26 protein-coding genes and 1 pseudogene are annotated in these 23,706 nt (G+C 40.0%); 19 read left to right on the top strand and 8 right to left on the bottom strand.

Going from position 1 to position 23,706, the window contains the following annotated elements; all coding sequences use genetic code 11:
- Positions 1-74 precede the first annotated feature (74 nt).
- Positions 75-1,106 (top strand): diphosphomevalonate decarboxylase, encoded by a 1,032-nt coding sequence (locus CGC57_RS07430; RefSeq protein ID WP_095898619.1) that lies wholly within the window; start codon positions 75-77, stop codon positions 1,104-1,106.
- On the opposite strand, the gene CGC57_RS07425 is transcribed toward CGC57_RS07430, so the two are convergent.
- A complete protein-coding gene (locus tag CGC57_RS07425; RefSeq protein WP_002681948.1) occupies positions 1,094-1,432 on the bottom strand; it encodes a DUF488 domain-containing protein in 339 nt (112 codons plus the stop codon). The two genes, CGC57_RS07430 and CGC57_RS07425, sit on opposite strands and share 13 nt — an antisense overlap.
- A 93-nt stretch (positions 1,433-1,525) precedes the next feature.
- Here CGC57_RS07425 and CGC57_RS07420 point away from each other — a divergent pair, with 93 nt between their 5' ends.
- The 11 genes from CGC57_RS07420 (at position 1,526) to CGC57_RS07375 (ending at position 11,491) form a co-directional block, all read left to right on the top strand.
- Positions 1,526-3,319, top strand: a complete 1,794-nt coding sequence (locus tag CGC57_RS07420) for a chloride channel protein (protein WP_095898618.1) — start codon at positions 1,526-1,528, stop codon at positions 3,317-3,319.
- A gap of 100 nt (positions 3,320-3,419) precedes the next feature.
- Complete coding sequence (dnaG, locus tag CGC57_RS07415; protein WP_095898617.1) at positions 3,420-5,390, top strand: DNA primase; 1,971 nt, start codon at positions 3,420-3,422, stop codon at positions 5,388-5,390.
- 142 nt (positions 5,391-5,532) lie between these two features.
- Positions 5,533-6,519, top strand: coding sequence for a DUF4837 family protein (locus CGC57_RS07410; RefSeq protein ID WP_095898616.1), 987 nt, complete (start codon positions 5,533-5,535; stop codon positions 6,517-6,519).
- Between the two features lie 146 nt (positions 6,520-6,665).
- A complete protein-coding gene (locus CGC57_RS07405; protein ID WP_095898615.1) occupies positions 6,666-6,866 on the top strand; it encodes a Sec-independent protein translocase subunit TatA/TatB in 201 nt (66 codons plus the stop codon).
- Between the two features lie 45 nt (positions 6,867-6,911).
- Positions 6,912-7,229, top strand: coding sequence for a heavy metal-binding domain-containing protein (locus CGC57_RS07400; protein WP_095898614.1), 318 nt, complete (start codon positions 6,912-6,914; stop codon positions 7,227-7,229).
- Positions 7,230-7,306: 77 nt separating this feature from the next.
- The gene (gene mutY, locus CGC57_RS07395; protein WP_262482403.1) at positions 7,307-8,302 is read left to right on the top strand and encodes an A/G-specific adenine glycosylase; all 996 of its coding nucleotides are present in this window, start codon (positions 7,307-7,309) and stop codon (positions 8,300-8,302) included.
- Between the two features lie 332 nt (positions 8,303-8,634).
- The gene (locus tag CGC57_RS07390; protein ID WP_095898612.1) at positions 8,635-9,189 is read left to right on the top strand and encodes a hypothetical protein; all 555 of its coding nucleotides are present in this window, start codon (positions 8,635-8,637) and stop codon (positions 9,187-9,189) included.
- Between the two features lie 259 nt (positions 9,190-9,448).
- Positions 9,449-9,739, top strand: a complete 291-nt coding sequence (locus tag CGC57_RS07385) for a chaperone HtpG (RefSeq protein WP_095898611.1) — start codon at positions 9,449-9,451, stop codon at positions 9,737-9,739.
- The gene (locus CGC57_RS13025; protein ID WP_232747213.1) at positions 9,736-10,113 is read left to right on the top strand and encodes a hypothetical protein; all 378 of its coding nucleotides are present in this window, start codon (positions 9,736-9,738) and stop codon (positions 10,111-10,113) included. The genes CGC57_RS07385 and CGC57_RS13025 overlap by 4 nt, the downstream gene beginning before the upstream one ends.
- 329 nt (positions 10,114-10,442) lie before the next feature.
- Complete coding sequence (locus CGC57_RS13020) at positions 10,443-10,805, top strand: hypothetical protein (protein WP_232747210.1); 363 nt, start codon at positions 10,443-10,445, stop codon at positions 10,803-10,805.
- A gap of 224 nt (positions 10,806-11,029) precedes the next feature.
- Entirely contained in the window at positions 11,030-11,491 is a 462-nt protein-coding gene (locus tag CGC57_RS07375; protein ID WP_095898610.1) for a hypothetical protein, read from the top strand.
- A 241-nt stretch (positions 11,492-11,732) separates the two neighbouring features.
- Here the strand turns inward: CGC57_RS07375 and CGC57_RS07370 are convergent, their stop codons facing one another.
- Entirely contained in the window at positions 11,733-12,365 is a 633-nt protein-coding gene (locus CGC57_RS07370) for an HdeD family acid-resistance protein (protein WP_002682371.1), read from the bottom strand.
- A 118-nt stretch (positions 12,366-12,483) separates the two neighbouring features.
- On the opposite strand from CGC57_RS07370, the gene CGC57_RS13015 reads away from it, so the two are divergent.
- From CGC57_RS13015 to CGC57_RS07340, 7 genes and pseudogenes are all read left to right on the top strand, one after another.
- Complete coding sequence (locus tag CGC57_RS13015; protein WP_232501580.1) at positions 12,484-12,963, top strand: helix-turn-helix domain-containing protein; 480 nt, start codon at positions 12,484-12,486, stop codon at positions 12,961-12,963.
- A 15-nt stretch (positions 12,964-12,978) separates the two neighbouring features.
- Positions 12,979-13,524: pseudogene (locus CGC57_RS13010) on the top strand (IS630 family transposase); the annotation flags it as partial.
- Positions 13,525-13,533: 9 nt separating this feature from the next.
- Positions 13,534-14,601, top strand: coding sequence for a PQQ-binding-like beta-propeller repeat protein (locus tag CGC57_RS07360; protein WP_095898609.1), 1,068 nt, complete (start codon positions 13,534-13,536; stop codon positions 14,599-14,601).
- 224 nt (positions 14,602-14,825) lie between these two features.
- Positions 14,826-15,287: a hypothetical protein gene (locus tag CGC57_RS07355; protein ID WP_095898608.1), complete on the top strand. Its 462-nt coding sequence runs from the start codon at positions 14,826-14,828 to the stop codon at positions 15,285-15,287.
- Positions 15,288-15,382: 95 nt separating this feature from the next.
- Positions 15,383-15,805: a single-stranded DNA-binding protein gene (locus CGC57_RS07350; protein ID WP_040361708.1), complete on the top strand. Its 423-nt coding sequence runs from the start codon at positions 15,383-15,385 to the stop codon at positions 15,803-15,805.
- 56 nt (positions 15,806-15,861) lie between these two features.
- Positions 15,862-17,154, top strand: a complete 1,293-nt coding sequence (locus tag CGC57_RS07345) for a gliding motility-associated protein GldE (RefSeq protein ID WP_095898607.1) — start codon at positions 15,862-15,864, stop codon at positions 17,152-17,154.
- A 13-nt stretch (positions 17,155-17,167) separates the two neighbouring features.
- Positions 17,168-17,506 carry a MerR family transcriptional regulator gene (locus CGC57_RS07340; protein WP_009414313.1) on the top strand — a complete coding sequence of 113 codons (339 nt, stop codon included), beginning with the start codon at positions 17,168-17,170 and terminating at the stop codon, positions 17,504-17,506.
- A gap of 49 nt (positions 17,507-17,555) precedes the next feature.
- Here CGC57_RS07340 and CGC57_RS07335 read toward each other — a convergent pair whose 3' ends face one another.
- The 6 genes from CGC57_RS07335 to CGC57_RS07310 are packed head-to-tail and all read right to left on the bottom strand — an operon-like array spanning position 17,556 to position 23,668.
- Positions 17,556-18,947: a leucine-rich repeat domain-containing protein gene (locus CGC57_RS07335; RefSeq protein ID WP_095898606.1), complete on the bottom strand. Its 1,392-nt coding sequence runs from the start codon at positions 18,945-18,947 to the stop codon at positions 17,556-17,558.
- A gap of 55 nt (positions 18,948-19,002) precedes the next feature.
- Complete coding sequence (locus tag CGC57_RS07330) at positions 19,003-19,911, bottom strand: hypothetical protein (protein ID WP_095898605.1); 909 nt, start codon at positions 19,909-19,911, stop codon at positions 19,003-19,005.
- Positions 19,908-21,023 carry a DUF4856 domain-containing protein gene (locus tag CGC57_RS07325; protein WP_095899482.1) on the bottom strand — a complete coding sequence of 372 codons (1,116 nt, stop codon included), beginning with the start codon at positions 21,021-21,023 and terminating at the stop codon, positions 19,908-19,910. The genes CGC57_RS07330 and CGC57_RS07325 overlap by 4 nt, the downstream gene beginning before the upstream one ends.
- A 4-nt stretch (positions 21,024-21,027) precedes the next feature.
- Positions 21,028-21,570 (bottom strand): hypothetical protein, encoded by a 543-nt coding sequence (locus tag CGC57_RS07320; protein ID WP_002681255.1) that lies wholly within the window; start codon positions 21,568-21,570, stop codon positions 21,028-21,030.
- A 4-nt stretch (positions 21,571-21,574) separates the two neighbouring features.
- A complete protein-coding gene (locus tag CGC57_RS07315; RefSeq protein WP_095898604.1) occupies positions 21,575-22,555 on the bottom strand; it encodes a DUF4302 domain-containing protein in 981 nt (326 codons plus the stop codon).
- Positions 22,556-22,588: 33 nt separating this feature from the next.
- Entirely contained in the window at positions 22,589-23,668 is a 1,080-nt protein-coding gene (locus tag CGC57_RS07310) for a putative zinc-binding metallopeptidase (protein WP_095898603.1), read from the bottom strand.
- Positions 23,669-23,706: the final 38 nt, after the last annotated feature.

The following is a 23,706-nucleotide window of genomic DNA, read 5'->3' as shown; positions in this document are numbered from 1 at the left end:
TCAAACTGACAAAATAACTGTAAACCAATTTTAGGACGTGACACTTGTTACCTCTTACCTCTTACCTAATAAAAATGACAACATTCAAAGCACCTAGTAATATCGCCCTCGTAAAATATTGGGGCAAAAAGGGAGAACAACTCCCTGCAAACCCCTCTATTAGTTTTACACTTACGCATTGTTATACCGAAACTTCTATCGATTACGAACGTAGAAGTGAACTTTCTATAGCTTCAGGTGATTCTTTTTCTTTTAACTTTAGCTTTGAAGGACAACCTAAACCGTCATTTCACCCTAAAATTCACACTTTTTTTGAGCGTATTCTTCCTTACCTACCTTTTTTAAAGGATTATCACTTCAACATTGCCTCTCATAATTCATTTCCTCATAGCAGTGGCATTGCCTCCTCGGCGAGTGCTATGGCAGCACTTTCGGTATGTTTGATGAAAATAGCTAAAGAATTAGGCGAAACTTATACCGAAGAAGCCTTTTGGCAAAAAGCGTCTTTCTTAGCGCGCTTAGGTTCGGGCAGTGCTTGCCGCAGTGTAAAAGGCAACATAGTAGTATGGGGTGAACATCCTGCTATTGCAGGTAGTTCGGACGAGTATGGCATTACCTACCCCCTACCCGTTCACGAGGTTTTTCAAAATTATCAAGATACTATTTTGCTCATCGACCGCGGGCAGAAGCAAGTGAGTAGCACCGTTGGGCATAACCTGATGCACGGTCACCCTTTTGCTGAGGCGCGTTTTGCACAAGCTAATGAGAATATCAACCAACTCGTTAGCTGCTTTGCCTCTGGTGATATTGAGCATTTTATGGAGATTGTAGAAAGTGAAGCCCTCACCCTTCACGCGATGATGCAAACCAGCATTCCATACTTTATCTTGATGCGTCCCAATACCTTAGAAGTCATTCAGCGTGTGTGGCAATACCGCAAAGACACCAAAGTACCGCTCTGCTTCACCCTTGATGCAGGTGCTAATGTGCACTTGTTATACCCTAAAACTTCTATTGCAGAAGTGCAAAAGTTTATTGCAGAAGAATTAGCGCAATTCTGTGAAGGACAGCACTACATTCACGACGAAGTAGGTCAGCTTATTTGAGATAGCAGTATAGGTAAGGCACTTTTGTCAATCTCTTTGCTGGCAGTGAGCAAGGTTACCACTTTGTGAGTTTTCAGCGTTTCGCAAAAAGCGGGAAAATCCACATTGTGTTTTAGTTCTTCAGTATAATCCTTTTTAAAAGTATCAAAATCACCGTCTTGGTGATAGCGTTTGCGCAATTCGGTGCTTGGGGCGATTTCCTTTGCCCAAAGGTCTAAAGCAAGTGCTTCTTTTTTAATGCCGCGAGGCCAAAGGCGGTCGGCAAGTACTCTAAAACCATCGTTAGGGTCGTTTTCTTCATATACGCGTTTGAGATGTATTTCCATTGTTTATCTGTATTAGTTCGTACAAAGTTCGTACAAAGGTAGTGAAAAAAGTAAATATTTCGTACTTTTGCCGCTGATTTTTCAATATAAACAATGACTGCCCACCCACAACATCTTCTCAAACGCCTTTTAATTTGGCGTGTAAAACATATTTCCGATAGGCATTTTATCCTCATTCTCAGCGGGGTAATAGGTATTGCCACAGGCTTAGCGGCTTTGGCAATGCGCTCGTTCACACACCTTATTCAGTGGCTGTTAGACGGCAAACTCGCACAAACAATTACCTACGGATTTTACTTTATCCTCCCGATGTTGGGTTTTGCCATTGTCTATTTAGTAAAAAAATACGTAATACGCCACGATGTAAATCACGGAATCCCCTCAATTCTCTATGCAGTAGCCCATCAAAAAGGGATAATGAAACGTTATCAGGCGTATGGGAGTATTCTTGTAGCGCCTATTACCATTGGTTTTGGGGGGTCGGTAGGGCTCGAAGGACCTATGGTAGTAACAGGAGCAGGCATTAGTTCTAATATCTGTAGATTTTTTCACATCAACCAGTCAAACCGAATGTTGCTTTTAGCGTGTGCCTGTGCAGCGGCTTTGGCAGCTATCTTCAAAGTGCCTATTGCAGCCATATTGTTTGCTATCGAGGTTTTTGGCTTGGATTTAACGCTCTCATCGCTCATTCCGCTATTTATTGCTTCCCTTTGCGGGGTATTCACTTCTTATTTCTTCTTTGGTAGTGAAGTACTAATCCCAATGACGATCACACGTGCTTTTTCATTGCAAGGCATTCCGTTTTACATTCTTTTAGGGGTCGTAGGCGGACTGATGTCGGCTTATTTTACGTATATTTATGAGAAAATCAATGCTTTTTTCAAAAAACTATCTTCTCCTTGGCTGCGAATAGTTGTAGGCGGAGCTCTTTTGGGGTTGCTTATCTACATAATGCCACCGCTTTACGGCGAAGGACACGAGATTATCAATCATTTGAAAGAAGGTCACCCCGAATTATCACTGAGTAGCAATATTTTCGGTTGGGATTTATCCAATGCGTGGGTGATTATCCTACTTTTGGCGGGACTTACCTTTGCCAAAGTCGTTGCTACCTCACTCACCTTTGGGGCAGGAGGCGTTGGGGGAATCTTTTCGCCTATGTTGTTTATGGGCGGAGTGATGGGCAACTGCTTAGCACGGATTATCAATGAGTTTCCTATCTTGGGCTACAAAGCTGCTTTGCCTAACTTCACTTTGGTGGGAATGACTGCCCTAATGACGGGCGTATTGCACGCACCCCTTACAGCCGTTTTCCTCATCGCCGAAGTAACCGGAGGTTATTCGCTATTAGTACCCGCGATGCTCACAGCTGCGGTATCATTTTCGGTAGCCAAATATTTCAATAAATATTCTATTTACACAATGGAATTAGGCAGAAAAGGAGAACTCATCTCCCAAAACAAAGACCAATCTATACTCACTCTAATGGACTTCGACCAAGTAGTGGAACACAATTTCACCCCCGTATATACCGATATGAAACTCCGCGAGGTGGTGTACAACGCTGTACGCGAATCAAACCGCAACATCTACCCCGTACTCGACCGCGAAACGGGTACGCTACAAGGCGTAATCTTGCTTGACGACATACGACACTTAATTTTCGAAACCGATTATTACGATAAGATTCCTGCCGTAGAACTAATGCAAAAACCACCTGCCATCATAGAAATGGGCAAGGACAAAATGAGCACTGTAATGGATAAGTTTCAGCACACTGGCGCGTGGAATCTACCCGTAGTAAAGAACGGCAAGTACGAAGGCTTTATTTCCAAATCAAAATTACTGAGCATCTATAGGCGAAAATTAATCTACTTCACCCAATAAAATATTGCTTTTCCAAAATAATTGTATAACTTTGCTATTTAAAGAATTAAAAGTAAAATAACACTACTCCTCTTACCTCTTATCTCTTACCTAAAACACAGTGATTTCAAAAAACACCATTGATAAAGTATACGACCAAATGCGGGTGGAGGAAGTCATTGGCGACTTCGTCCAACTCAAGCGCGCAGGGTCTAATTACAAAGGGCTGAGTCCGTTCTCTAACGAGCGGACGCCCAGCTTTATGGTCTCGCCCGTAAAGCAAATATGGAAAGACTTCAGTAGTGGCAAAGGTGGGAATGCTATTGCCTTCCTAATGGAACACGAGCACTTCACCTACCCCGAAGCCATTCGCTATTTGGCTAAAAAATACCATATCGATATTGAGGAAACCGAGCAATCTAACGAAGAAAAAGCACAAGCCGATGAACGCGAGAGCCTCTATATTGTATCAGAATACGCCCAACAATATTTTCAGGACACCCTTTTCAATACCGAAGCCGGCAAAGCTATCGGTATGACCTACTTCAAAGAGCGCGGTTTTACTGAGGAAACCATCCAAAAATTCCGCTTAGGCTTCTCACCCGACGAATGGACAGCCTTCACCGATACCGCCCTTGCCAAAGGCTATCAGTTGGAGTTCTTAGAAAAAACAGGACTCACCATCGTCAATGGCGACCGTAAATTCGACCGCTTCAAAGGGCGCGTGATGTTCCCCATTCACTCTATGAGTGGACGGGTATTGGGCTTCGGAGGGCGTATCCTCACCAACGACAAGAAACAAGCCAAATACCTCAACTCTCCCGAAAGCGAGATTTACCACAAGAGCAAAGTGCTGTACGGCATCTTCTTTGCCAAACAAGCTATCGCCAAAGCCGATAATTGCTATCTGGTGGAAGGCTATACCGATGTGATTCAAATGCACCAAAAAGGCATCGAAAATGTAGTAGCATCGAGCGGAACAGCACTTACACAAGACCAAATCCGCCTCATTCACCGCCTTACCCCCAACATCACAGTGCTGTACGATGGCGATGCCGCAGGCTTGCGCGCTTCCATTCGTGGGGTAGACCTCATCTTGGAACAGGGTATGAATGTGAAGGTCTGCTCTTTCCCCGATGGCGATGACCCCGATAGCTTTGCCCGCAAAACTGCCTACGAAGACCTCGTGTTATACCTCGAAAACAACGCTACCGATTTCATTCGCTTCAAAGCCTCCCTCCTAATGCAAGAGGCGCAGAACGACCCTATCAAAAAAGCCGAAACCATACGCGATATGGTAGAGAGCATCTCAAAAATCCCCGACCTTATCAAGCGGGAAGTATATGTGCGTGAGTGCGCTACCATTATGGATATTTCCGAGCAGGTGCTCTTCTCTACTTTGGCACAAATCCTCAAAAAGGACTTTTATGAGGGGCAAAAAGTAGAGCGCAAGCAAAAAGCGGCGATGCAGGTAGTGCAAACGCCAGAAGAAGCCCAAAAACGCACCGTAAATCGCTTAGAAGTCTTGGAATACGACCTTATCAAAAACCTTTTGCTCTACGGCAATAGAGAATGTGTATTCACCGATACCATACTCGTGGAAGAGGAAGACGGCACCCTCAAAGAGGAGCAAGTACAGCAAACGCTGAAAATCTACGAAAAAATATTCCTCGAACTCCAAGAAGACGAAATAGAACTCGCCAACCCCGATTTCAAACAAATCTACGAACTGCTGATGGGCAAACTCAGCGAAAACCCTAATTATGACGTCAATCGCATCGCCAACGAGTTGCCTATAGAACTAAGTGAAAAAGTATCGGGAATGTTGTTAGACGACGAAAACAATCAGCTACACGATTGGAGCAAACGCGACATCGTCCCCAAAGCAAAAGACGCTCATCTTGAAACTATTGTAGGCGATATTATCCTCAACATCAGGAGTTTGTTAGTTCACCATCTCATCCAAAGTCTTACACAGCAAATGGCGCAAGCTAACGAAGAAGAAAAGAAAGAACTTTTAGAGAACGTAATGAACTACATCCAGCTGCAAAAACTCTTAGCCAAACGTCTCAATATTGTAGTGAATTATTAGTCGTTAGTAATCAGTTTGAGACTCTCTTACCTCTTATCTCTTACCTCTTACCTAAATATCACCAGCTTTTTTCTTAGAAAAATATCACTTTGGAACGATTTTAGCTACACATTTTTGCGAAAAGCAGAAAATTATCTTTTTTATGAAACGCCTATTATTCTTTAGCGTATTGAGCGCTCTCCTTTTTGCAGCTTGCAACGATACTAACAATGACAAAAACAACACCTATTTGCCCCCTTCAGTAGGTCCTATCAACAGTGTAGCTGTGGTGATTGACAACGACTTATGGGAAGGCACCATAGGTGATACCATTCGCCGTTACTTCGCTGCTCCTGTAGACGGGCTACCTACCGAAGAACCTACCTTTACTCTCCATCAAATTCCCCCCCAAGTATTTGAAGGCAATACCCGCAATAGCCGCAATATCCTCATCGTTCAACGCGGCGATGAGAAAAAAGCGTTTGTAAAAGAAAATCTTTTTGCTAAACCTCAAGTAGTGTGTGTAGTACAAGGCAAACAAGTACGCGACATCGCTTGCAAGGTTGAAGAATACCACAAAGAGTTTGTCAATGAGTTTAAAAACAGTGAACTTACCGAAACACGCAAACGCTTTGATAATTCCCTTAGTAAAGACAAACAAGTAGAAAATACCTTAGGCGTTAAATTCACTATGCCTAACGTGTTTAATATCCAAAAGTACGGCAACAACTTCTTTTGGATGGAACGCCCTATCAAAGGCGGTAAAGCAAGCATCATCCTCTACGAAATGCCCCTTGGTAGCATCCCTACCGATGAGGAAGGACGCGCCAAAGCTATTGTGAAAATGCGCGATTCTATAGGCGAAAAATATATCCCAGGACCCGAAAAAGGTATGTATATGGTTACCGAAACCTACCTTGCCCCCAGCATCAGTGAGGTGATGATCAAAGGACATAAAGCTATTGAAAGCAAAGGCTTATGGGAAGTAAAAGGCTTCGCTCTTGGAGGTCCTTATATCAACTACATCATTGAGGATAAAGCCCATAACCGACTCTTAGTTGTAGAAGGTTTCCTATATGCTCCAGGAGTTGCCAAACGCGATATGCTCTTTGAACTCGAAGCAATTATCAAATCAATTGAATTTAAATAAATTAGTTAATTAACTAACTCTATAATAAATTTTATTCATCATACATTGTTAATTGCTAATTGTTTCATACCTTTGCACCACAAACAAGTAATAGCTAATAGGTAACACTTTACCTCTTATCTCTTACCTCTTAACTAATAGAAATTATGCTAAGTATATTTTTAGGGGTCGTAGGACCTTGGCAAATCATCATTATTGTAGCCCTTATATTATTGCTCTTCGGAGGAAAAAAAATCCCTGAACTAATGCGCGGTTTGGGCAGTGGCATTCGCGAATTCAAAGATGCTGCTAAAGACCCCAACGAAAAGAAACCCGAAGCTAACAACTCTGAAAAATCAGAAAATTAGCAAATTTGCTAATCGGCAAATTGACAAATCAAAGAAATTAACACTATGATTTTAACAACTACCCCTACCCTCGAAGGACAACCTATCAAACAGTATTTAGGCATCGTTACTGGTGAAACTATCATCGGGGCAAATGCGATTAAAGATTTTATGGCTGGACTTACTGATTTCTTTGGCGGACGTTCTACTACCTACGAAAAAGTCCTTATCGAAGCTAAAGAATCTGCCCTTGCCGAACTCCAACAACGCGCTGCCCAAAAAGGCGCTAATGCGATCGTTGGTATCGACCTTGATTATGAAACCGTAGGTGCTAACGGCGGTATGCTAATGGTTACTGTTAGCGGTACAGCTGTAGTTATCTAATTAGCAAATTCACCAATGAGTAGCAACACTCTCTAACACCTAAAACCTAACCCCTGAAACCTATTTCCGACAAATTAGTGAATTGGTATGCCACTGCCCAGCGCGAATTGCCTTGGCGTGGCACTACCAACCCCTATAAGGTGTGGCTCTCCGAAATTATCCTCCAGCAAACGCGCGTGGTACAAGGTCTCCCCTACTACCAGCGCTTTATCAGCAACTACCCCACCATCACCGATTTGGCAAACGCCCCCGAAGAAGAAGTCCTCAAACTATGGCAGGGCTTAGGTTACTACTCCCGCGCCAAAAATCTGCACCACACCGCCCAATACATCGCTACCGAACTGGGTGGTATCTTCCCAAAAACCTATAAGGAACTCGTAAAGCTCAAAGGCATAGGCGACTATACAGCCAGTGCCATCGCCTCTTTTTGCTATAACGAACCCTGCCCCGTAGTCGATGGCAATGTATACCGCGTGCTCTCACGTGTGTTTGGCATCGCAACCCCTATCAACAGCACTCAAGGAGCAAAAGAGTTTAAAGCCTTGGCACACGAGTGTTTAGACAAAGCCAATGCAGGTGTTTACAACCAAGCAATAATGGAGTTTGGCGCACTGCAATGCACCCCCCAGAGTCCTGATTGCGCTAATTGCGTATTGCGCGACCACTGTTGGGCTTGGGCAAACCAGCAAGTGAACGAACTCCCCGTAAAACTCAAGAAAATCACTATCAAAAAACGCTATTTCAACTACCTCGTATGGTTAAACCCCTACGGACAAACCCTCTTGCAAAAGCGTGAAGGCAAAGATATATGGCACGGACTCTATGAGTTTCCGTTACTCGAAACACACGCTCCCGTCAGTGCCGACACCATAGCTACCGCTCACCCCACAGCTACCGTGAGTTTATACAACGAAACACCCGTAATCCACAAACTCACGCACCAGCATATCCACACTTCTTTTTGGATTATCACCACCCCCGAACCCCTTGACAACAGCATACCCATCAGCGATATACACCGCTACCCCGTATCGGCACTCACCGCAAATTTCATCACCAAGTTTTGGAAATAGGAAAAATAGAAATTATTTTATACCTTTGTAGGCTGAATACGAGGAATTAAAAGATTTTAAACCAAACTATTTTTATAAAACTGTCCGCAAAGTCTTAAAATTGTATTAGCACCTTTACAGTTTGCCAAAGTTTTTAATTGCTCATCGTGCTACAACCTTTGGCAAAGTTGACTACCCTGATATTCTATTGCTTTTATAGTACGTTGTGTAGGAAAGCCAGCGATAGCTGGGTGTTACAATAGAGTTATTTATACAAGCTCACGCCAGCGGGGGAAAATGTAATCGTGGCAAATTCATTAGATGAACTAGGAAAAATAATAAAGTAACTTGTGATGGGGACTCTTTCAAAAATTTATGTAAAAAATGATAATATAGATAATATTATTAATGAGTTTAAAACTTTCTATTCTATAAAAAGAATAGAATTTTTAGATACTCCAAAGTGGTGGCTCTATGCACCCAAAGAGACTATTATTATTTCATCTGAATATGAGAACTGGATAGAAATAGAGGTGCAATTCAATTATTCACTATACATTTATGATGAGTTCTTGAGAAGGTTGTCAGAGAAGTATCAAACTATTATTTTATTAGTATATTATCAATCAACAACGGGAGAAGGTAGAGTGGCTACATTTCAAAGAGGTAGAATGAATTTATCTATTGTTCAAAATTATGTTAGAGAAGAGAATGTAGATAAAATTGTTTTGACAGATAATTTTGGTTTGTCTCTCTCTTTAAAAAAGAAATTTCAAATTCCTAATCTATATGATGAATGTTATATTTTTGACTATGATTTTATAAATTACTTTTTGGAAAAAGAAGGGGTCTTTTCTCTATCAAAAGAAAAAAAACATCATTATATACATATAGAGAAAATTAATTAAAAACAAAATATTACTAAATGGAAAAGTAACGAGGAAGTTCAAAGCAGGAGCTACCTCTTTAGAGGTAATCCGAAATATCAAATCCTACCTACCCGCTAAATTCCATAGCACCCTGCAAAAATTAGAATTAGAAGACCTCATTTCTTATGCAGATGAGGCAGGTGATTTTAGGTTTGATATCAAGTGGAAAGCCTTAAATTCTGAAGGTTTCCCTATAAGTATTTTCATAGATACTAAAAACTATTCTACAGCTCGTAATATGTTCCAAAACTTAGGGCAATATAAAGCGTATTTAGAAGTTATTGATGATTTTGACCAGCTATATATTATCCAACAAGGAGGTAGAGGTATTACAAAAGAAGATATCATAAAAAAACTTGAAAGTGCTATAGCTAAAGATGCTGAAGGAGTTTATTATGCAAAAAAACAACTTTGGCAGAAAATTGGTATAACTGATGAATTTGAATTAGAAAGATTGGCGAAAAACAAATTGCTGTCGAAAGAGATTGATTATAAACCTTTTAGAAATTCAATTCTTATTACCCGATGAAAAAATACAAATTGAAAGAAACAAAGAAAAATGTAACCGAATTCGATGCTGGTTTAAACTTATATGCTTATAAAGGAGAGAATCAAAACTATCTTTTTTTTAACAATAAGATATATCCTTTGAGATATACTCCTATGATTTTAAAAAAGATAGATAAGGTACTATATATTAAGTATAGTGATGGATATTGTGAAAAATTAGTTGAGGATAAGTTTTTACCAATAAATAATATGAATATTAAATATATTAATTTTGGAAAACCTTATTCTGTTATATTTGTATATGACAATGAATATAAGAAATTTTTCAACCTTCTTGATTTAGAAACAAATAAGCTACTTTTAAAAAAGATAGCCTGCATTGGTTATACATAGAGAAAAACATTATTGTAACGTATGATATTTTAGGCTCTTTTATTAGTCGTATCAATACCGATACAGAAACACTTTGGCAATTTACCATTGCTTCCTTAGGGGATTCTCCTTATCCCGATGAAGAGGATAAAATCGGAAAATTTTTAGGCATTACTAACAATTATCTATGGATAGTAACCAACTTAGGTCGACTTATTGCCTTAGATATAGAGACAGGGGAAGTCCAAAAAGTAGCCTCTCCTCATACAACAGATGAGAAATATAATTATCATTTAAACAAGGCTTTTGGACACATTTATATAAAACAAGAAGACGGAAATTTGTATTGTATGTCATATAATATGGTTACCATTATAGATACTCAGACATTTACCATAAAAGAAGAATATAATTTTCGCGAGGAAGACCCCGAAGGAATGGGGCAATATGAATTTGTATATAAATCTTTACTACAAGGAGATTATTTTACCTTTTTAGGTTCTAAACATAAAGAATATGGAGGGATAGGTTGGATAGGTATTTTTGATTACAAGGCGAGAAAGTTAGTATGGGAATACGAACTTATCACTCAAGAAGAACGAAATACCTCTCGCAATCAGTTAGTACCATCTCAACCCTTATATATAAGTGGTAATAAATTGTATATCAAAGATGTAAAGAAAAATCTATACATTTTTGAAAGAGAAGAATAGGATATTTACACCTAAATCATCGTCAAGTGAAAATTCGTGTTTCACATACCATCACTCCTCTTCTCAATCCTATAAATTTCATCACCAAGTTTAAATTTCATCACCAAGTTTTGGAAATAGGAAAAATAGAAATTATTCCTTATCTTTGTACGCTGAATAAAGTCCTAATTTTTTATTTGATGGTCATTTGATAGAAATGTAAAAATATTTAAACTTACTCCTTTATGAAATTAACACTCTTACTCGTTATTGCTTGTATTGCTAATACCTTTGCTCAACTCTCACCACAAGCCTTAGACTCCTTACAACAAGTGAGATATATCAAAGCAAAGTACGTATTGCACGCCGATCAAAACATTTCTTTAGCCCCAAGCAGACTCTATACGTTAAAAGGTGAAAAATATTATGGCGAATATGTAACCAAATACGACCACCGAGGCAGCGCTCTGGAGTTTTATAGCGGAGGTTCAGAAGGTTATATACCTCACAAACGCTATAATACCTATGGCAAAGACCTGCCTTTTGAAGCCGATATGTACGAATTCCATATCAAAATAGACAAAAAGCACGGCATTATCATCGACAATGGGGAAACACATCGCAATTTCCACTTCATCAAAGGCGAAAAGAAAATAAAAGTCCCCACCAACTCCCAAGGTCGCTTTATCATTTATGAGTATTTATGATAATCAATCGCTTTTAAAGTGTGTGGTGTAGGAAAGCCAGCGATAGCAGGGTGTTACAATAGAGTTATTTATAGTAGCACGAGCTACAAGCTCGCGCCAGCAGGGGGCGTCAATTATAAAATCATAATACCTCCAAAGAGTATTTAATTCTTTGGAGGTATTTTCTGCAAAAAAGCACTATAGCTCTGTAATCATAGGTATAACTATAGACTTGTGCCAGTGGTATTTTACTAATTTGCTGTTATTTCGTAGCTTCTTTCACTTCTTTTTCGAGGTCTTCTATGCGGTTCTTTAAATCATCTGATAACTTTTGAGCAGAACCTTTTAACTTTTTCAGATTGAACGAAAGTATTACAGATGAAATACCTGTGGAGATAAATGCTAAACCTGTGAATACTACTAATGAGATACCTGTAAAGATAGGATTAGCAATCAAAATGAACGAGAGGATAATACTCAATACGCTCACTATGGCTAAGTTCCCCCAATTCAGTACGCCTGCTTCTTTTTCTTCGAAGGCAAAACCAAGTAGCTCAAACGAACGGAATAGCAACGTAAAACCTACTACCAATGGTAATATAAACATTGATAGGGCAGGATACATAAGTAAAAAGATACCCATTATCAATGAAATAAGTCCGCTTACCAAATACCAGCCCCAACCATTAAGATTTTTAGTATTCTGTAGGGCAAAGAAGGTTTCAATTATCCCCGATACTAAGAACGAAAGACTAAAGAGTATTGAAAGGGTAAGATAAGAATCTTGTGGTGATATAATTACCCCTATACCACAAAGAATGAACAAAATCCCTAATATAAGGGGAATGTACCAGTGTTTTACTGATCTTCTGATGGATTTGAAAAAATGCAACATAACTTTATCATTTAAAAATTAATGACGCAAATGTAAGGATATTTTTTTGATTAGCAAAATATTTTCAAACAAATTTAAATTGCGAATAAATAAAAGATATATTATCTTTGCACTGTCTATGGAACTAACACTGTCACCAACAGAAATAGAGGAACTTAGAAAGCTCCAACGCAACTTGCAAGGTCGCTCGGATTATGCCCGAGTTACCTGCATTTTGATGCTTTCTATGGGCAATACTCCTATTTTTGTTGCTGATTGCTTGGGTATAGATATTTCTACTATTTATCGTTATCGTTCCTTATATCTTGAAGGAGGACTAGATAAACTCCTTGAGAATCGTTATAGAGGTTATCAAGGTCTGCTTAATATTTTTCAAATAGAATCCTTAAAACAAGAGTTACGCACACATCTTTATACAGATGCAAAACAAGTATCTCAATGGGTTAAAGACACTTTTGAAGTTACCTATACTCCACAAGGAATGGCTGATTTACTTAACAGAATTGGTTTTTCCTATAAGAAAACAACCGAAGTGCCTTGTGAGGCGGATCCTTTAAAACAAAAACTATTTGCTGAAGCGCTCTCTAAAATTCTTTAAGAAAAGGAAGAAGGGGATGTGGTGTATTTTGCCGATGGTGTTCATCCTACACACAACAGCCGTTCCACTTATGCTTGGATAGAGAAAGGTAAAGAGTTTCAACAACCAACAGTTAGTGGGCGTGATAGAGTGAATATCAATGGTTTGCTTAATGCTTATGATGTTACAGATGTAATAGCTCTTGATTGTGAATGCGTTAATGCAGAATCAACAAAAGAACTTTACGAATTAGCTCTTAAAAAGCATCCAAACGCTAAAAATATTTATATTATATCCGATAATGTTCGCTATTATCACAATAAAGAGCTTCAAAACTGGGTAGAAGATAATAGAATTAAGCAAATTTTCTTGCCTCCATACTCTCCGAACCTCAATTTAATAGAGCGCTTGTGGAAATTCTTACGAAAAAAAGTAATCAATACGGGTTTCTATCGGAACAAGACAGAATTCCGAGATGCTATAAGGAATTTCTTTGATAATATACATACTTATAAAAAGGAGTTAGAGTCACTTCTAACTCTCAATTTCCGTTTGATAAATTCGCAAACCATTTCTTTTTGACTATAATTTATGAAGTTTAGAAAAATAAAAGAAATCCAAAAAGTAAAAGCTTTTGACCCAAAAACAGAGGTCTATTCAGTAGATGAACCTACTAAAGGAATACTTTTTAATGAGGTCTTTATACCTTTAGAAAAAGTACCATTAGACATAATAGCAATAGGTCAAAAAATCTTCACAGTAGATGGAGCAAGGTGTTTAAAAATATGGCAAGATGGGATACTTTTAAAAACTATTGAAAAAGCAGATTTATTATCTCCTTCTAATGATAAATGGGTTTGGAAGTATTATCTTGATAAAAAAGATTACAAAAATTACTTCAATATTCTTGATTTAGAGATTAACCAGCTAATTTTCAAAGAGTATATCCCATATAAGCTATATGTAGAAAAAAATATCATTATAGCGTATGATATTTTCGAGGGAGAGATAAAGCGTATCAATACCGATACAGAAACACTTTGGCAATTTACCATTGCTTCCTTAGGGGATTCTCCTTATCCTGATGAAGAAGATAAAATCGGAAAATTTTTAGGCATTACTAACAATTATCTATGGATAGTAAGCAACTTAGGTCGACTTATTGCCTTAGATATAGAGACAGGGGAAGTCCAAAAAGTAGCCTCTCCTCATACAACAGATGAGAAATATAATTATCATTTAAACAAGGCTTTTGGACACATTTATATAAAAGAAGAAGACGGAAATTTGTATTGTATGTCATATAATATGGTTACCATTATAGATACTCAAACATTTGCCATAAAAGAAGAATATAATTTTCGCGAGGAAGACCCCGAAGGAATGGGACAATATGAGTCTGTTTACACCCCTCTCCTTCAAGGTGATTATTTCACTTTTTTAGGTTCTAAACATAAAGAATATGGAGGTATAGGTTGGATAGGTATTTTTGATTACAAGGCGAGAAAGTTAGTATGGGAATACGAACTTATCACTCAAGAAGAACGAAATACCTCTCGCAATCAGTTAGTACCATCTCAACCCTTATATATAAGTGGTAATAAATTGTATATCAAAGATGTAAAGAAAAATCTATACATTTTTGAAAGAGAAGAATAGGATATTTACACCTAAATCATCGTCAAGTGAAAATTCGTGTTTCACATACCATCACTCCTCTTCTCAATCCTATAAATTTCATCACCAAGTTTAAATTTCATCACCAAGTTTTGGAAATAGGAAAAATAGAAATTATTCCTTATCTTTGTACGCTGAATAAAGTCCTAATTTTTTATTTGATGGTCATTTGATAGAAATGTAAAAATATTTAAACTTACTCCTTTATGAAATTAACACTCTTACTCGTTATTGCTTGTATTGCTAATACCTTTGCTCAACTCTCACCACAAGCCTTAGACTCCTTACAGCAAGTGAAGTACATCAAAGCAAAGTATGTATTGCTCGCCATTCAAAACATTTCTTTAGCCCCAAGCAGACTCTATACGTTAAAAGGTGAAAAATATTATGGCGAATATGTAACCAAATATGACCACCGAGGCAGCGCTCTGGAGTTTTACAGCGGAGGCTCAGAAGGTTATATCCCTCACAAACGCTATAATACCTATGGCAAAGACCTGCCTTTTGAAGCCGATATGTACGAATTCCATATCAAAATAGACAAAAAGCACGGCACCATCATCGACAATGGGGAAACACATCGCAATTTCCACTTCATCAAAGGCGAAAAGAAAATAAAAGTCCCCACCAACTCCCAAGGTCGCTTTATCATTTATGAGTACTATTAATAGCAATTTTCATCACCAAATTTTGGTAAGTAGAAAAAAAGTTGTACTTTTGAAAAATATTTTGATTATCAACTCTATATTTATATATTTTATCAATGAACGGAACTTTAAATAAAGTTATTCTCATAGGTCGTATGGGAGATGTTGTAAAACTTACGTATTTTAGCGAAGGCAACTGCATTGGTCAGTTCCCCTTAGCCACTGATGATGAGTATACTAACCGCGCTACCAACGAGCGTATGAGCAGTACCGAATGGCATACTATCATCGTGCGCAACAAGCTCGCTGAACTCGTAGAAAAATACACTCACAAAGGCGACCTTATCTATGTGGAAGGGCGCATCAAAACGCGCAAATGGCAAACGGAAGACGGCGCAATGCGCTATATGACTGAAATCCACGCTACTGATGTAACTTTCCTACCAAACCCCAAACGCGACGGGCAACCCAAAACTGCCCCAAAAACGGCGGAACCTAAAGGGTATGAACCTCCGGTAAGCACCCAGCCGCCTTTCTAAATGTATAACGAAATAATAATATTTTGGAAACAGAACCTTTGTCGGTACTCGCATTGATGCCTTTTTTAGCTATCGATGTGAGTATCGTTATTCAATTTGCAGTGTTTGTAGTGCTATTGCTATGTTCGGCTCTCATTTCGGGAGCTGAAGTAGCTCTCTTTTCACTCACTCCTGCCGAAGTGAATACCCTCCGCGAGGAGAAAATACCTTCTAGCAATATCATCGCCAAGCTCGTTGATAATCCTAAAAAACTATTGGCAACAGTGCTCATTGCCAATAATTTGGTAAACATCTCCATCGTACTCCTCTTCGTGGATTTAGGCGACTTCCTCTTTGGCGGCATCACCACTCCTTGGGTGCGAACTGTACTCGATGTAGGGGTAGTAACCTTTGTCCTCTTGCTCTGCGGTGAAATTCTGCCTAAAATCTATGCCAATCGCAACAACATACAATTTGCACAACGGGTAGGCTATTTTATCTATGTACTCGATTCAGTTTTTACCCCCATCAGCGTACCGATGAAAGCCTTTACGGTATGGATTCAGAAGCGTTTAGGCAAGCAGAAAACAAATATTTCGGTAGGACAACTCTCACAAGCCTTAGAACTTGCCTCGGAAGAAGACACCACCAATGAGGAAAAGAAAATACTAGAGAGCATCGTATCATTTGGCAATACCGAAACGCGCGAAGTAATGGTGCCCCGCGTAGATATCTTTGCCCTCAGCGAAGAACTTTCTTATCAGGAGTTGCTCAACGAAATTGTAGCCATAGGCTATTCGCGTATTCCCGTATATCGCGAGAATTTAGACAATATCACAGGGGTTATTTACATCAAAGACCTCTTGCCTCACTTAGATAAAACCGACTTCGACTGGAATAGTGTGAAACGCAATGCCTTTTTCGTTCCCGAAAACAAAAAACTCGACGATTTGCTCAGCGAGTTCCAAGAAAAGAAAATACACCTCGCCGTAGTGGTTGATGAGTATGGCGGTACTTGTGGCGTGATTACCTTAGAGGACATTATCGAAGAGATTGTAGGCAGTATCAACGATGAGTTTGACGACGATGATGTAACCTACTTCAAAGTAGACGACAACACCTTTATTTTTGAAGGAAAAACAGTGTTAAAGGATTTCTATCGCATCCTCGATTTCAACGATGAAGAAGAGGCTCTTTTTGACGAAAAACGCGGTGATGCCGAAACTCTTGCCGGCTTCCTTTTAGAGATAGCAGGTAATTTCCCTCAAAAAGGCATCCCTATTCTTTTCAATAACTACAAATTCATTGTAGAAGCTTTTGATAAAAAGCGCATCAAGCAAGTAAAAATCATCAGAACCCCTAACCCCTAATCCCTATCCCCTAATGCCTAATATTGACTTACCCGAAAAACTCTATTATAGTATCAACGAAGTAGCGCAGGCATTTGGCGTAAATGCCTCGCTGATACGCTTTTGGGAAAAGGAGTTTGAGATTATCAGTCCGCGTAAAACAACCTCAGGCAGTAGGAAATTTTCAGCAGACGACATTCAAAAACTCAAGCTGATTTATCACTTAGTAAAAGAGCGCGGCTTTACCCTTGAAGGAGCGCGCCAACGCCTGAAAGAAGAAAAACAAAAAACACTCGACAATTTTGCCCTTATAGAGAAATTAGAACATATCAAGCAAACTCTCATCAATATCAAAGAGAGTTTAGGAGAATAAAAAACGGAGTCGCAGGATTGCGACTCCGTTTTCTTATTTAATGATTAAATTATTCGAGTTCTTTAATTTCTTTGAATTTACTTTTCCAGTTTGCTTGCGCTTCATAGTCAGCCTTTTTCCCTTTAGGTACATAAAGTACTGCATTAGCATTGATGCCGTTAAAAGTATTAGTTTGTACTGCAGGAGGAGTTGTAGCTAGCACAGTTACTTTTGTCAATTTTTTGCAGTTCATAAACGCCATTTTGCCAATAGTAGTTAGGGTAGCAGGTAGGGTAGCTTCGCTAAGAGAAGATAGGGCAAAAGCAGCTTGTTCTATTTCTTGTATCTTAGTTCCCACAATAGAAACAAGAGTCTTAGATGATTGAAAAGCACTTTTTCCTATTTTAGTTACGTTGTTAAAATCAACAGAGGTAATACCATCATTGCTAGAAAAAGCACTTGCTCCTACACTTGTTCCTGTAGCAGGCATTTTGATAGCTCCTTTAGCAGTAGCCCCTGCTTTGAGGGTTACTACACCGTCATTACTTACTTCAAAAATATCGTCTTTGGCTTTTACGGTTACAGTGATAGCTACTGTTTTGTTTTGGCTGTCTTTAAGGGTGATAGTAGCGGTACCTGCAGCTACTCCTTTGATAATTACATAGTGGTGCGTATCGTTTTTACCAGCAACTTTTTCAGTTTTTTCTTTTACCTCAGCAGTTGCAATATTATCAGCTGAAGAAGTAATGGTATAACTAGGATTACCCGTGTTGATACGGACTTCGGTAGTAGCTTCGGTTTCTACCTCAGCAGCAGTTTTAGCAATGGTAAGCTCAGCGGCAGTAACAGTTACTTTGAAAGAAGTAGTTTGATTGTTAGTATTATCTTTTATTGCTATTTGAGCAGTACCTACATTAAGAGCTTTTACACGTAGGTTTTTACCGTCGGGGTTACCATTTACAATGCGGGTTTCCACAGTGATACTCACACTTCCTGCAGGACTGATTGTAAAAGAAAGATTGATATTGCCATTGTGTTCGGCATTGAGAATTCTGTTCACTTCTTCTTCCCCGTTTACAAGGGTAAGCGCTTGATTTTCTACCGAAAGTCTTTCGCTAGGGTCGATATTGCTTTCAACGGTTACAGCTATAGCAGCTTTTTGTCCTTTAGCATCGGATACTGTGAGAGTGGTTTGTCCTTCGGCTATTGCTGTGATTTTCACGTTGTTTTGCTCGATTGCTGCTGTAGCAATGTTTTTATCGGCGCTCTCTACCTTATAACCGCCATTGCCTGCTGTGATGCGCACGATAGTGCTTTCAGTTTGCTTTACGGTTACTGCCGATTTCTCTAAAGTAAGTCGCTGAGGGGCTTGTTCGCCACCGTTGTTGTCATCTTTTTTACAAGCTGTAAAAAGAAGGGCTATCAGGGTGAGCCCTAAGGTTAAAAATCTGAGGTTTTTCATAAAAAATATATATAAAATTAAAATTAGACTCTATAGGTTTGTTTTTTGTCAATTATCAATTGTAATAGGACACTACTATTTTTAGGGTTTTACCGCGCAAAACTACTTCTTGGGTAGCGGTACGCACTTCTTCTACATAAAATTTAAGGTTTTCGCGAGTAGCTACTCCTCCTAACTTCTTGTATTCGATGAGTAAATTGATATAAGTGCCTGCTACTGGATGCTCAATAGGCGGAATTTTGTAATACCAATTGTTAAGCGCATTGATAGTAGCGCGCCCCGAAAAGAAAGTGCCTGTGGTAGGGTCTTTAACAATACGTGCTGGGTTAATAGCTTGGCTAAGTGAGCGACTGGTGTTCTGGTATACGCCCAACTGATTGAGAAAGCCTTTTTCGTCTATACAACGCACTTTCACTTTCAGTTCTTTTGGGGCGAGTCCTGCCGAGGTAGCGGTAAGGGTGGCTACCCCTTCGGCTTTGCCTCTTATCTCTACAATCCCACTACTGCCGTTCCAAGTAACTTTCATCACCTCATCGGGGTCGGTAGTGGTGAGGCTCACAATATCACCGCCGCCTAAGCGTATGGTTTTATTGATATCGGTAGGGGCAAGGGTTACTTCATCAGCTGAAAAACTGAGTTCGTTAGGGCGGACGTTAATCTCCAAGCGCGCGGTTTGGTCGTGTGAATGAATGATTGCATAAGTAGTTCCTTGTTCTTGAAAACTCTTTATCTTCAGGGTATCCTGACTGATAGAAGCACTCGCCAAACGACTGTTCGCAACATTCACTATGTACTTGTGGTTGCCCCCTGAGAGCAATATATCGTGCTGACTCTGAGGGTAGAGTGTGAGCTGAGTGAGCGAGCTGCTCTCGGTGCCTATTTTGATAGGCTCGGTGGTATCTGTTTTGTCTTCGCAGGCGCATAGCACTATGGCAAAGAGACATAAGAGTATATTTTTTGTCATAACTGGTAACGTTCAGCGATTTGTTGTGTGATATTTTTAAGTGACCCTACAATTTCGGCAGGGGCTAACAATCGGGATTTATTCCAAAGTCCGGTGCCTGCTATAAGTTGGTTTTGGAGGGCTTTTACTTCGTCGTAAGTGAAATAAAGACTGCCATCGGGTTTGCGAGTGAATTGCAATGCGTATAGGAATCCATAGCCTTGCGACAAGTATTTGAAAGCCTGCTTAGGCGATTCGCTGTAATTGGCAAGGGTATTTGCTCCCGTAAGGGTGTGAATGGTGCGAATAGCCATCACTTTGGAGAGTTCTTTGCGAATGATGCGCATTTGCTCATATAAGGCTTCATAGCGATAGCGCCCTAACTCTATGCGCCCTTGTACAAAAGCATTGCGGATTTTGCGTTCGGCGCCTGCCAAAGCAGCTACTCCATCGGACTGGGTGAGCGATTGCAGATGCAGGAAATAGCCATAAGCCAAATCCCAATGGTGTTCGAGTTGGGTGTAGTTCTCACCAGCGGGCAAGACTACGTTTTGGTGTTCACGGCGCAGGGTAGCATCGGAGAAAAAACGTTCGTCTAAATGGTACAATAGGATCTTATCTAAATAGAGTGCTCCGTTTATAGTGTATATAAACACTTGTGCAGGCGCAATGCCTTTTTCGTCTACATACACGCGATCGGCATCGCCTACCCTTCTGCCAGCATCACCCGAAACGCCTTGTTGGGCTTCGCGCAACGGAATATTTTTGGCTACGAGAAAGAGATTTTTTACATCTTCTCTCACTTGGGCAGTAGCAGCCAAAGGTGAGGAGGCTACTTCATCAGCGGGTTTTACGTAGGAAGTCCCCTCATTGTAGTAACGCAGAATTTCGTCATAAGTAAAATTAGAAATAGCACCATTGAGCAAACGCCTTTCGATAATCTCCAAAGGTTCGCGCAACAAGCTCACGCTGTGTTCATCAACGCTCGACTGCCCATTGCGGCTGAAAGTGTAGGGGATATCAGCTTGCGGACGCAAGATATTAGCAGTCTCCACAGTCTCACCTTCGCCTTTTTGGCAAGCTATTGCAATCAACAGCAGTGAAAAATATGATAGTATGTGTTTTGTTTTCATCATCTTAAGGCAATACTATATATTCGCAATAAGGGGTTATATTATCGGTACCATCGGTGTTTTGGGCTGCAATGTACTGCAAGGTGGGGATATTCACCACTCCTTGGGTATCTACCGCAGTGAGCTGGGCACTCACGCGCGATTCTCTTTCTCCCCCTCCATACACACCGAGATACAGCGGATAACCTGAAGGGAGGGTAAAGGTAAGCGTTTGTGCCGTAGTGGTGGCACTGAGTACCACACGCTCTTTATTGGCATTTACATAACACACATAATAGCGTGGGTCACGAACATTGCCTTCTCCTCGCTGACATTGATAAGTGAGGGTTACCATATACTCACGTGCTTCTTGGGGGGCATCAATACTTGGGTATACAAAATGTTCGATATCACATTGTTTATGCACGAGATCTTCGTAGTTAATGGTAGGTTTTTCAATTCCTTTGAAAGGAAATAGCTTTTGGTAATCCTCTGGAGTAGGATCTTCTTCTTTGCTATTGCATGCTATGAGCAGCAAAAGCGCAATGATACTGTTTATATATTTCATTTTATCAATTTTCAAATATTTCAGCAGTGTAGCCAGTGGCAATTCCTTTGCTATCACGATGATGGGCTACAAAACGGTTGTCTTCTCTTACAAAATCGTAGAATATAATCGACTTGTTGTAGCGCAAGCCTGCTCTAAAGGTGAGTCCGCTTTCAGTGCCTACATAGCCCGATCCTATAAACTGACTTTTATACCTACCTGTTGAGGGGTCTTCCTGCGGATTGGTGCGGTACTCAAACACGTAATACCTATTGGCAACAAATCCCTCTAAGAAAGGCGTGTTAAGCCCAAAATTATTACCTTTTAGGTATACATCACTTTGGTAGTAGATTTTGCTCCCCCGCTTGATGACTATTTGAGGATTTTGCATCTGCTCGAAAAAGAGTCGGTTGTTATAGGCTTTTTGCAAGAACTGTTGTTTATCGCTGGCTGTTTTGAGTTTTTCAAACACAATGTACTCGCGGGCAGGGTCGGCATACGAGGCTGTTTTGAAGACCATATTCTGCAAGGTGTCTTTACCTACATACAGCCAATCGGTAGCCGCGCGAAAGCGGTTGTTTACCAATTGGTGAACGTAGTTATAGGTAGTGAACGACAGTTGTAACTGCGCCTCTTGGCTAAGGGTGTATTCACTTGTTTTGACGGTTTGCAGCGTTTCGCTATGGGTGTCGGCTTGTATGGCTACTGTATTGTCTTTGTGAAAGGTCATCAGGAAATAGAAACCGCCAAAACCTTGGTTTAAGAGTTTTTCTACATAACGCGAATCACTTCGTTTTTCAGCTTTGGTGGGGGTAGCAAACAGCAATGAATCAGTACGGGGAAAGTAGAGCACTTTCCAGCCGTAGGGCGCTTCGGTAAGTTCTTTTTGCAAGGCAATGCGCTGCTGAAGCATTCGCTCTGAGGGCGATTGCTCAAAAACATTGTGGTCTTTTTGGCAAGATGCCAAAAGAAGCGCAATAAATGCTGTTGTTAAAAGATATTTCATATATGATTCATTTATTTTATAGACTCTTCACTTTTACCTATTATTAAAACGGTTGAGGCGTTGGAGACTTAAGAGCTGTAAACGTTTCAGACTGAACCCTACTTTTTTGTTGAAATAATCGGCGATGAAAGCTTCTTTTTTGAGTAGGTTGTTATATGATAGGGCTGCTCGTTGTACTTCTTCATCAGTGCTATCTATAGGGGTCTTAGCAATATTTTTGGCTATCTCTATCTGGGTATTGAGATTGGTGAGGGGTACACTTATCATCTCGGCAAAATCGTTTTCGGCTGAAAGCATTGCTTGAAAAGTGATAAATCCGTAGTGATTGGGCGTGCTTTGGGTAAAATTACAATAGTAGCATTCCTCATCTATACCTGCTTGGTTGTGTGCATTTTGGCATTGGGTAAGCGATGCAAAATACTGAAAAGGCAAGGCACTATTGCAGTTGTTTAAGTCACGCTTTTTGGGGTAATACTGCAAGGCATAAAGGGCAGTATCATCATTAGGGAAGCCGTATAGCTGTTTGTTAGAACTTGCGCGATAATCCTTCTGACTGATATTCAAAAACGCCTGACGGTCGTAAGGGTATAGCTCATCGCCTAATAAGCGAGCGAATTGGTGATGTACAATGCGCATTAGCACATATACTTTATTCTTGTCGCGTGGGTCGAAATTATTGATGTTATACAAATGAAATTCACGCCCTACTGTGCTGCTATTGATGAGCTCTTGTCCGTTGCCATCGATGTTTTTACCGCCGTAGAGGTATATTTTTAAAGGAGCTTTTCCTTTCCAGAAATTAGCCCCTCCTAAAGAGGGCTCACTATAGAGTTCGAGCCATAGGTATTTAATAGCCTCGAGTACCGGTTTTACTTTGCTCACTTCAGGAGGATAGGTATAGGTGCCTTTAGGGGCAGTGTTCTTGTCCCAACGGTATTCCACAGCAATGCCATAAGGCAAGGTGATATTGGTTTCTATCCACTTGTCTAAATCGGTATAGGCTTGCTGAGCGGTTTCGGTATCTACAACGCTTTGTGTAGAGAGTTTTTCACGCTGACAGCTCACTGTGAGGATTAATACCGTAATGAGTGTTATTTTTAAAAGGTTTTTCATATAAAAGGGGTATTTTTCGTATGGGCGTTTGCAAAACA

It is taken from the genome of Capnocytophaga sputigena (genome assembly GCF_002302495.1).
Taxonomy (GTDB): Bacteria; Bacteroidota; Bacteroidia; order Flavobacteriales; family Flavobacteriaceae; genus Capnocytophaga; species Capnocytophaga sputigena.
Note: the sequence above shows the minus strand (reverse complement) of the source record. Positions and strands in the feature narration are given on the sequence as shown.

Excerpts from the sequence above, each read along its gene's own strand:
- CGC57_RS07430 (WP_095898619.1), top strand. The coding sequence starts at position 75 with ATGACAACATTCAAAGCACCTAGTAATATCGCCCTCGTAAAATATTGG.
- CGC57_RS07425 (WP_002681948.1), bottom strand. The coding sequence starts at position 1,432 with ATGGAAATACATCTCAAACGCGTATATGAAGAAAACGACCCTAACGAT.
- CGC57_RS07420 (WP_095898618.1), top strand. The coding sequence starts at position 1,526 with ATGACTGCCCACCCACAACATCTTCTCAAACGCCTTTTAATTTGGCGT.
- CGC57_RS07410 (WP_095898616.1), top strand. The coding sequence starts at position 5,533 with ATGAAACGCCTATTATTCTTTAGCGTATTGAGCGCTCTCCTTTTTGCA.
- CGC57_RS07405 (WP_095898615.1), top strand. The coding sequence starts at position 6,666 with ATGCTAAGTATATTTTTAGGGGTCGTAGGACCTTGGCAAATCATCATT.
- CGC57_RS07400 (WP_095898614.1), top strand. The coding sequence starts at position 6,912 with ATGATTTTAACAACTACCCCTACCCTCGAAGGACAACCTATCAAACAG.
- CGC57_RS07390 (WP_095898612.1), top strand. The coding sequence starts at position 8,635 with ATGGGGACTCTTTCAAAAATTTATGTAAAAAATGATAATATAGATAAT.
- CGC57_RS07385 (WP_095898611.1), top strand. The coding sequence starts at position 9,449 with ATGTTCCAAAACTTAGGGCAATATAAAGCGTATTTAGAAGTTATTGAT.
- CGC57_RS13025 (WP_232747213.1), top strand. The coding sequence starts at position 9,736 with ATGAAAAAATACAAATTGAAAGAAACAAAGAAAAATGTAACCGAATTC.
- CGC57_RS13020 (WP_232747210.1), top strand. The coding sequence starts at position 10,443 with ATGTCATATAATATGGTTACCATTATAGATACTCAGACATTTACCATA.
- CGC57_RS07375 (WP_095898610.1), top strand. The coding sequence starts at position 11,030 with ATGAAATTAACACTCTTACTCGTTATTGCTTGTATTGCTAATACCTTT.
- CGC57_RS07370 (WP_002682371.1), bottom strand. The coding sequence starts at position 12,365 with ATGTTGCATTTTTTCAAATCCATCAGAAGATCAGTAAAACACTGGTAC.
- CGC57_RS13015 (WP_232501580.1), top strand. The coding sequence starts at position 12,484 with ATGGAACTAACACTGTCACCAACAGAAATAGAGGAACTTAGAAAGCTC.
- CGC57_RS07360 (WP_095898609.1), top strand. The coding sequence starts at position 13,534 with ATGAAGTTTAGAAAAATAAAAGAAATCCAAAAAGTAAAAGCTTTTGAC.
- CGC57_RS07355 (WP_095898608.1), top strand. The coding sequence starts at position 14,826 with ATGAAATTAACACTCTTACTCGTTATTGCTTGTATTGCTAATACCTTT.
- CGC57_RS07350 (WP_040361708.1), top strand. The coding sequence starts at position 15,383 with ATGAACGGAACTTTAAATAAAGTTATTCTCATAGGTCGTATGGGAGAT.
- CGC57_RS07345 (WP_095898607.1), top strand. The coding sequence starts at position 15,862 with ATGCCTTTTTTAGCTATCGATGTGAGTATCGTTATTCAATTTGCAGTG.
- CGC57_RS07340 (WP_009414313.1), top strand. The coding sequence starts at position 17,168 with ATGCCTAATATTGACTTACCCGAAAAACTCTATTATAGTATCAACGAA.
- CGC57_RS07335 (WP_095898606.1), bottom strand. The coding sequence starts at position 18,947 with ATGAAAAACCTCAGATTTTTAACCTTAGGGCTCACCCTGATAGCCCTT.
- CGC57_RS07330 (WP_095898605.1), bottom strand. The coding sequence starts at position 19,911 with ATGACAAAAAATATACTCTTATGTCTCTTTGCCATAGTGCTATGCGCC.
- CGC57_RS07325 (WP_095899482.1), bottom strand. The coding sequence starts at position 21,023 with ATGAAAACAAAACACATACTATCATATTTTTCACTGCTGTTGATTGCA.
- CGC57_RS07320 (WP_002681255.1), bottom strand. The coding sequence starts at position 21,570 with ATGAAATATATAAACAGTATCATTGCGCTTTTGCTGCTCATAGCATGC.
- CGC57_RS07315 (WP_095898604.1), bottom strand. The coding sequence starts at position 22,555 with ATGAAATATCTTTTAACAACAGCATTTATTGCGCTTCTTTTGGCATCT.
- CGC57_RS07310 (WP_095898603.1), bottom strand. The coding sequence starts at position 23,668 with ATGAAAAACCTTTTAAAAATAACACTCATTACGGTATTAATCCTCACA.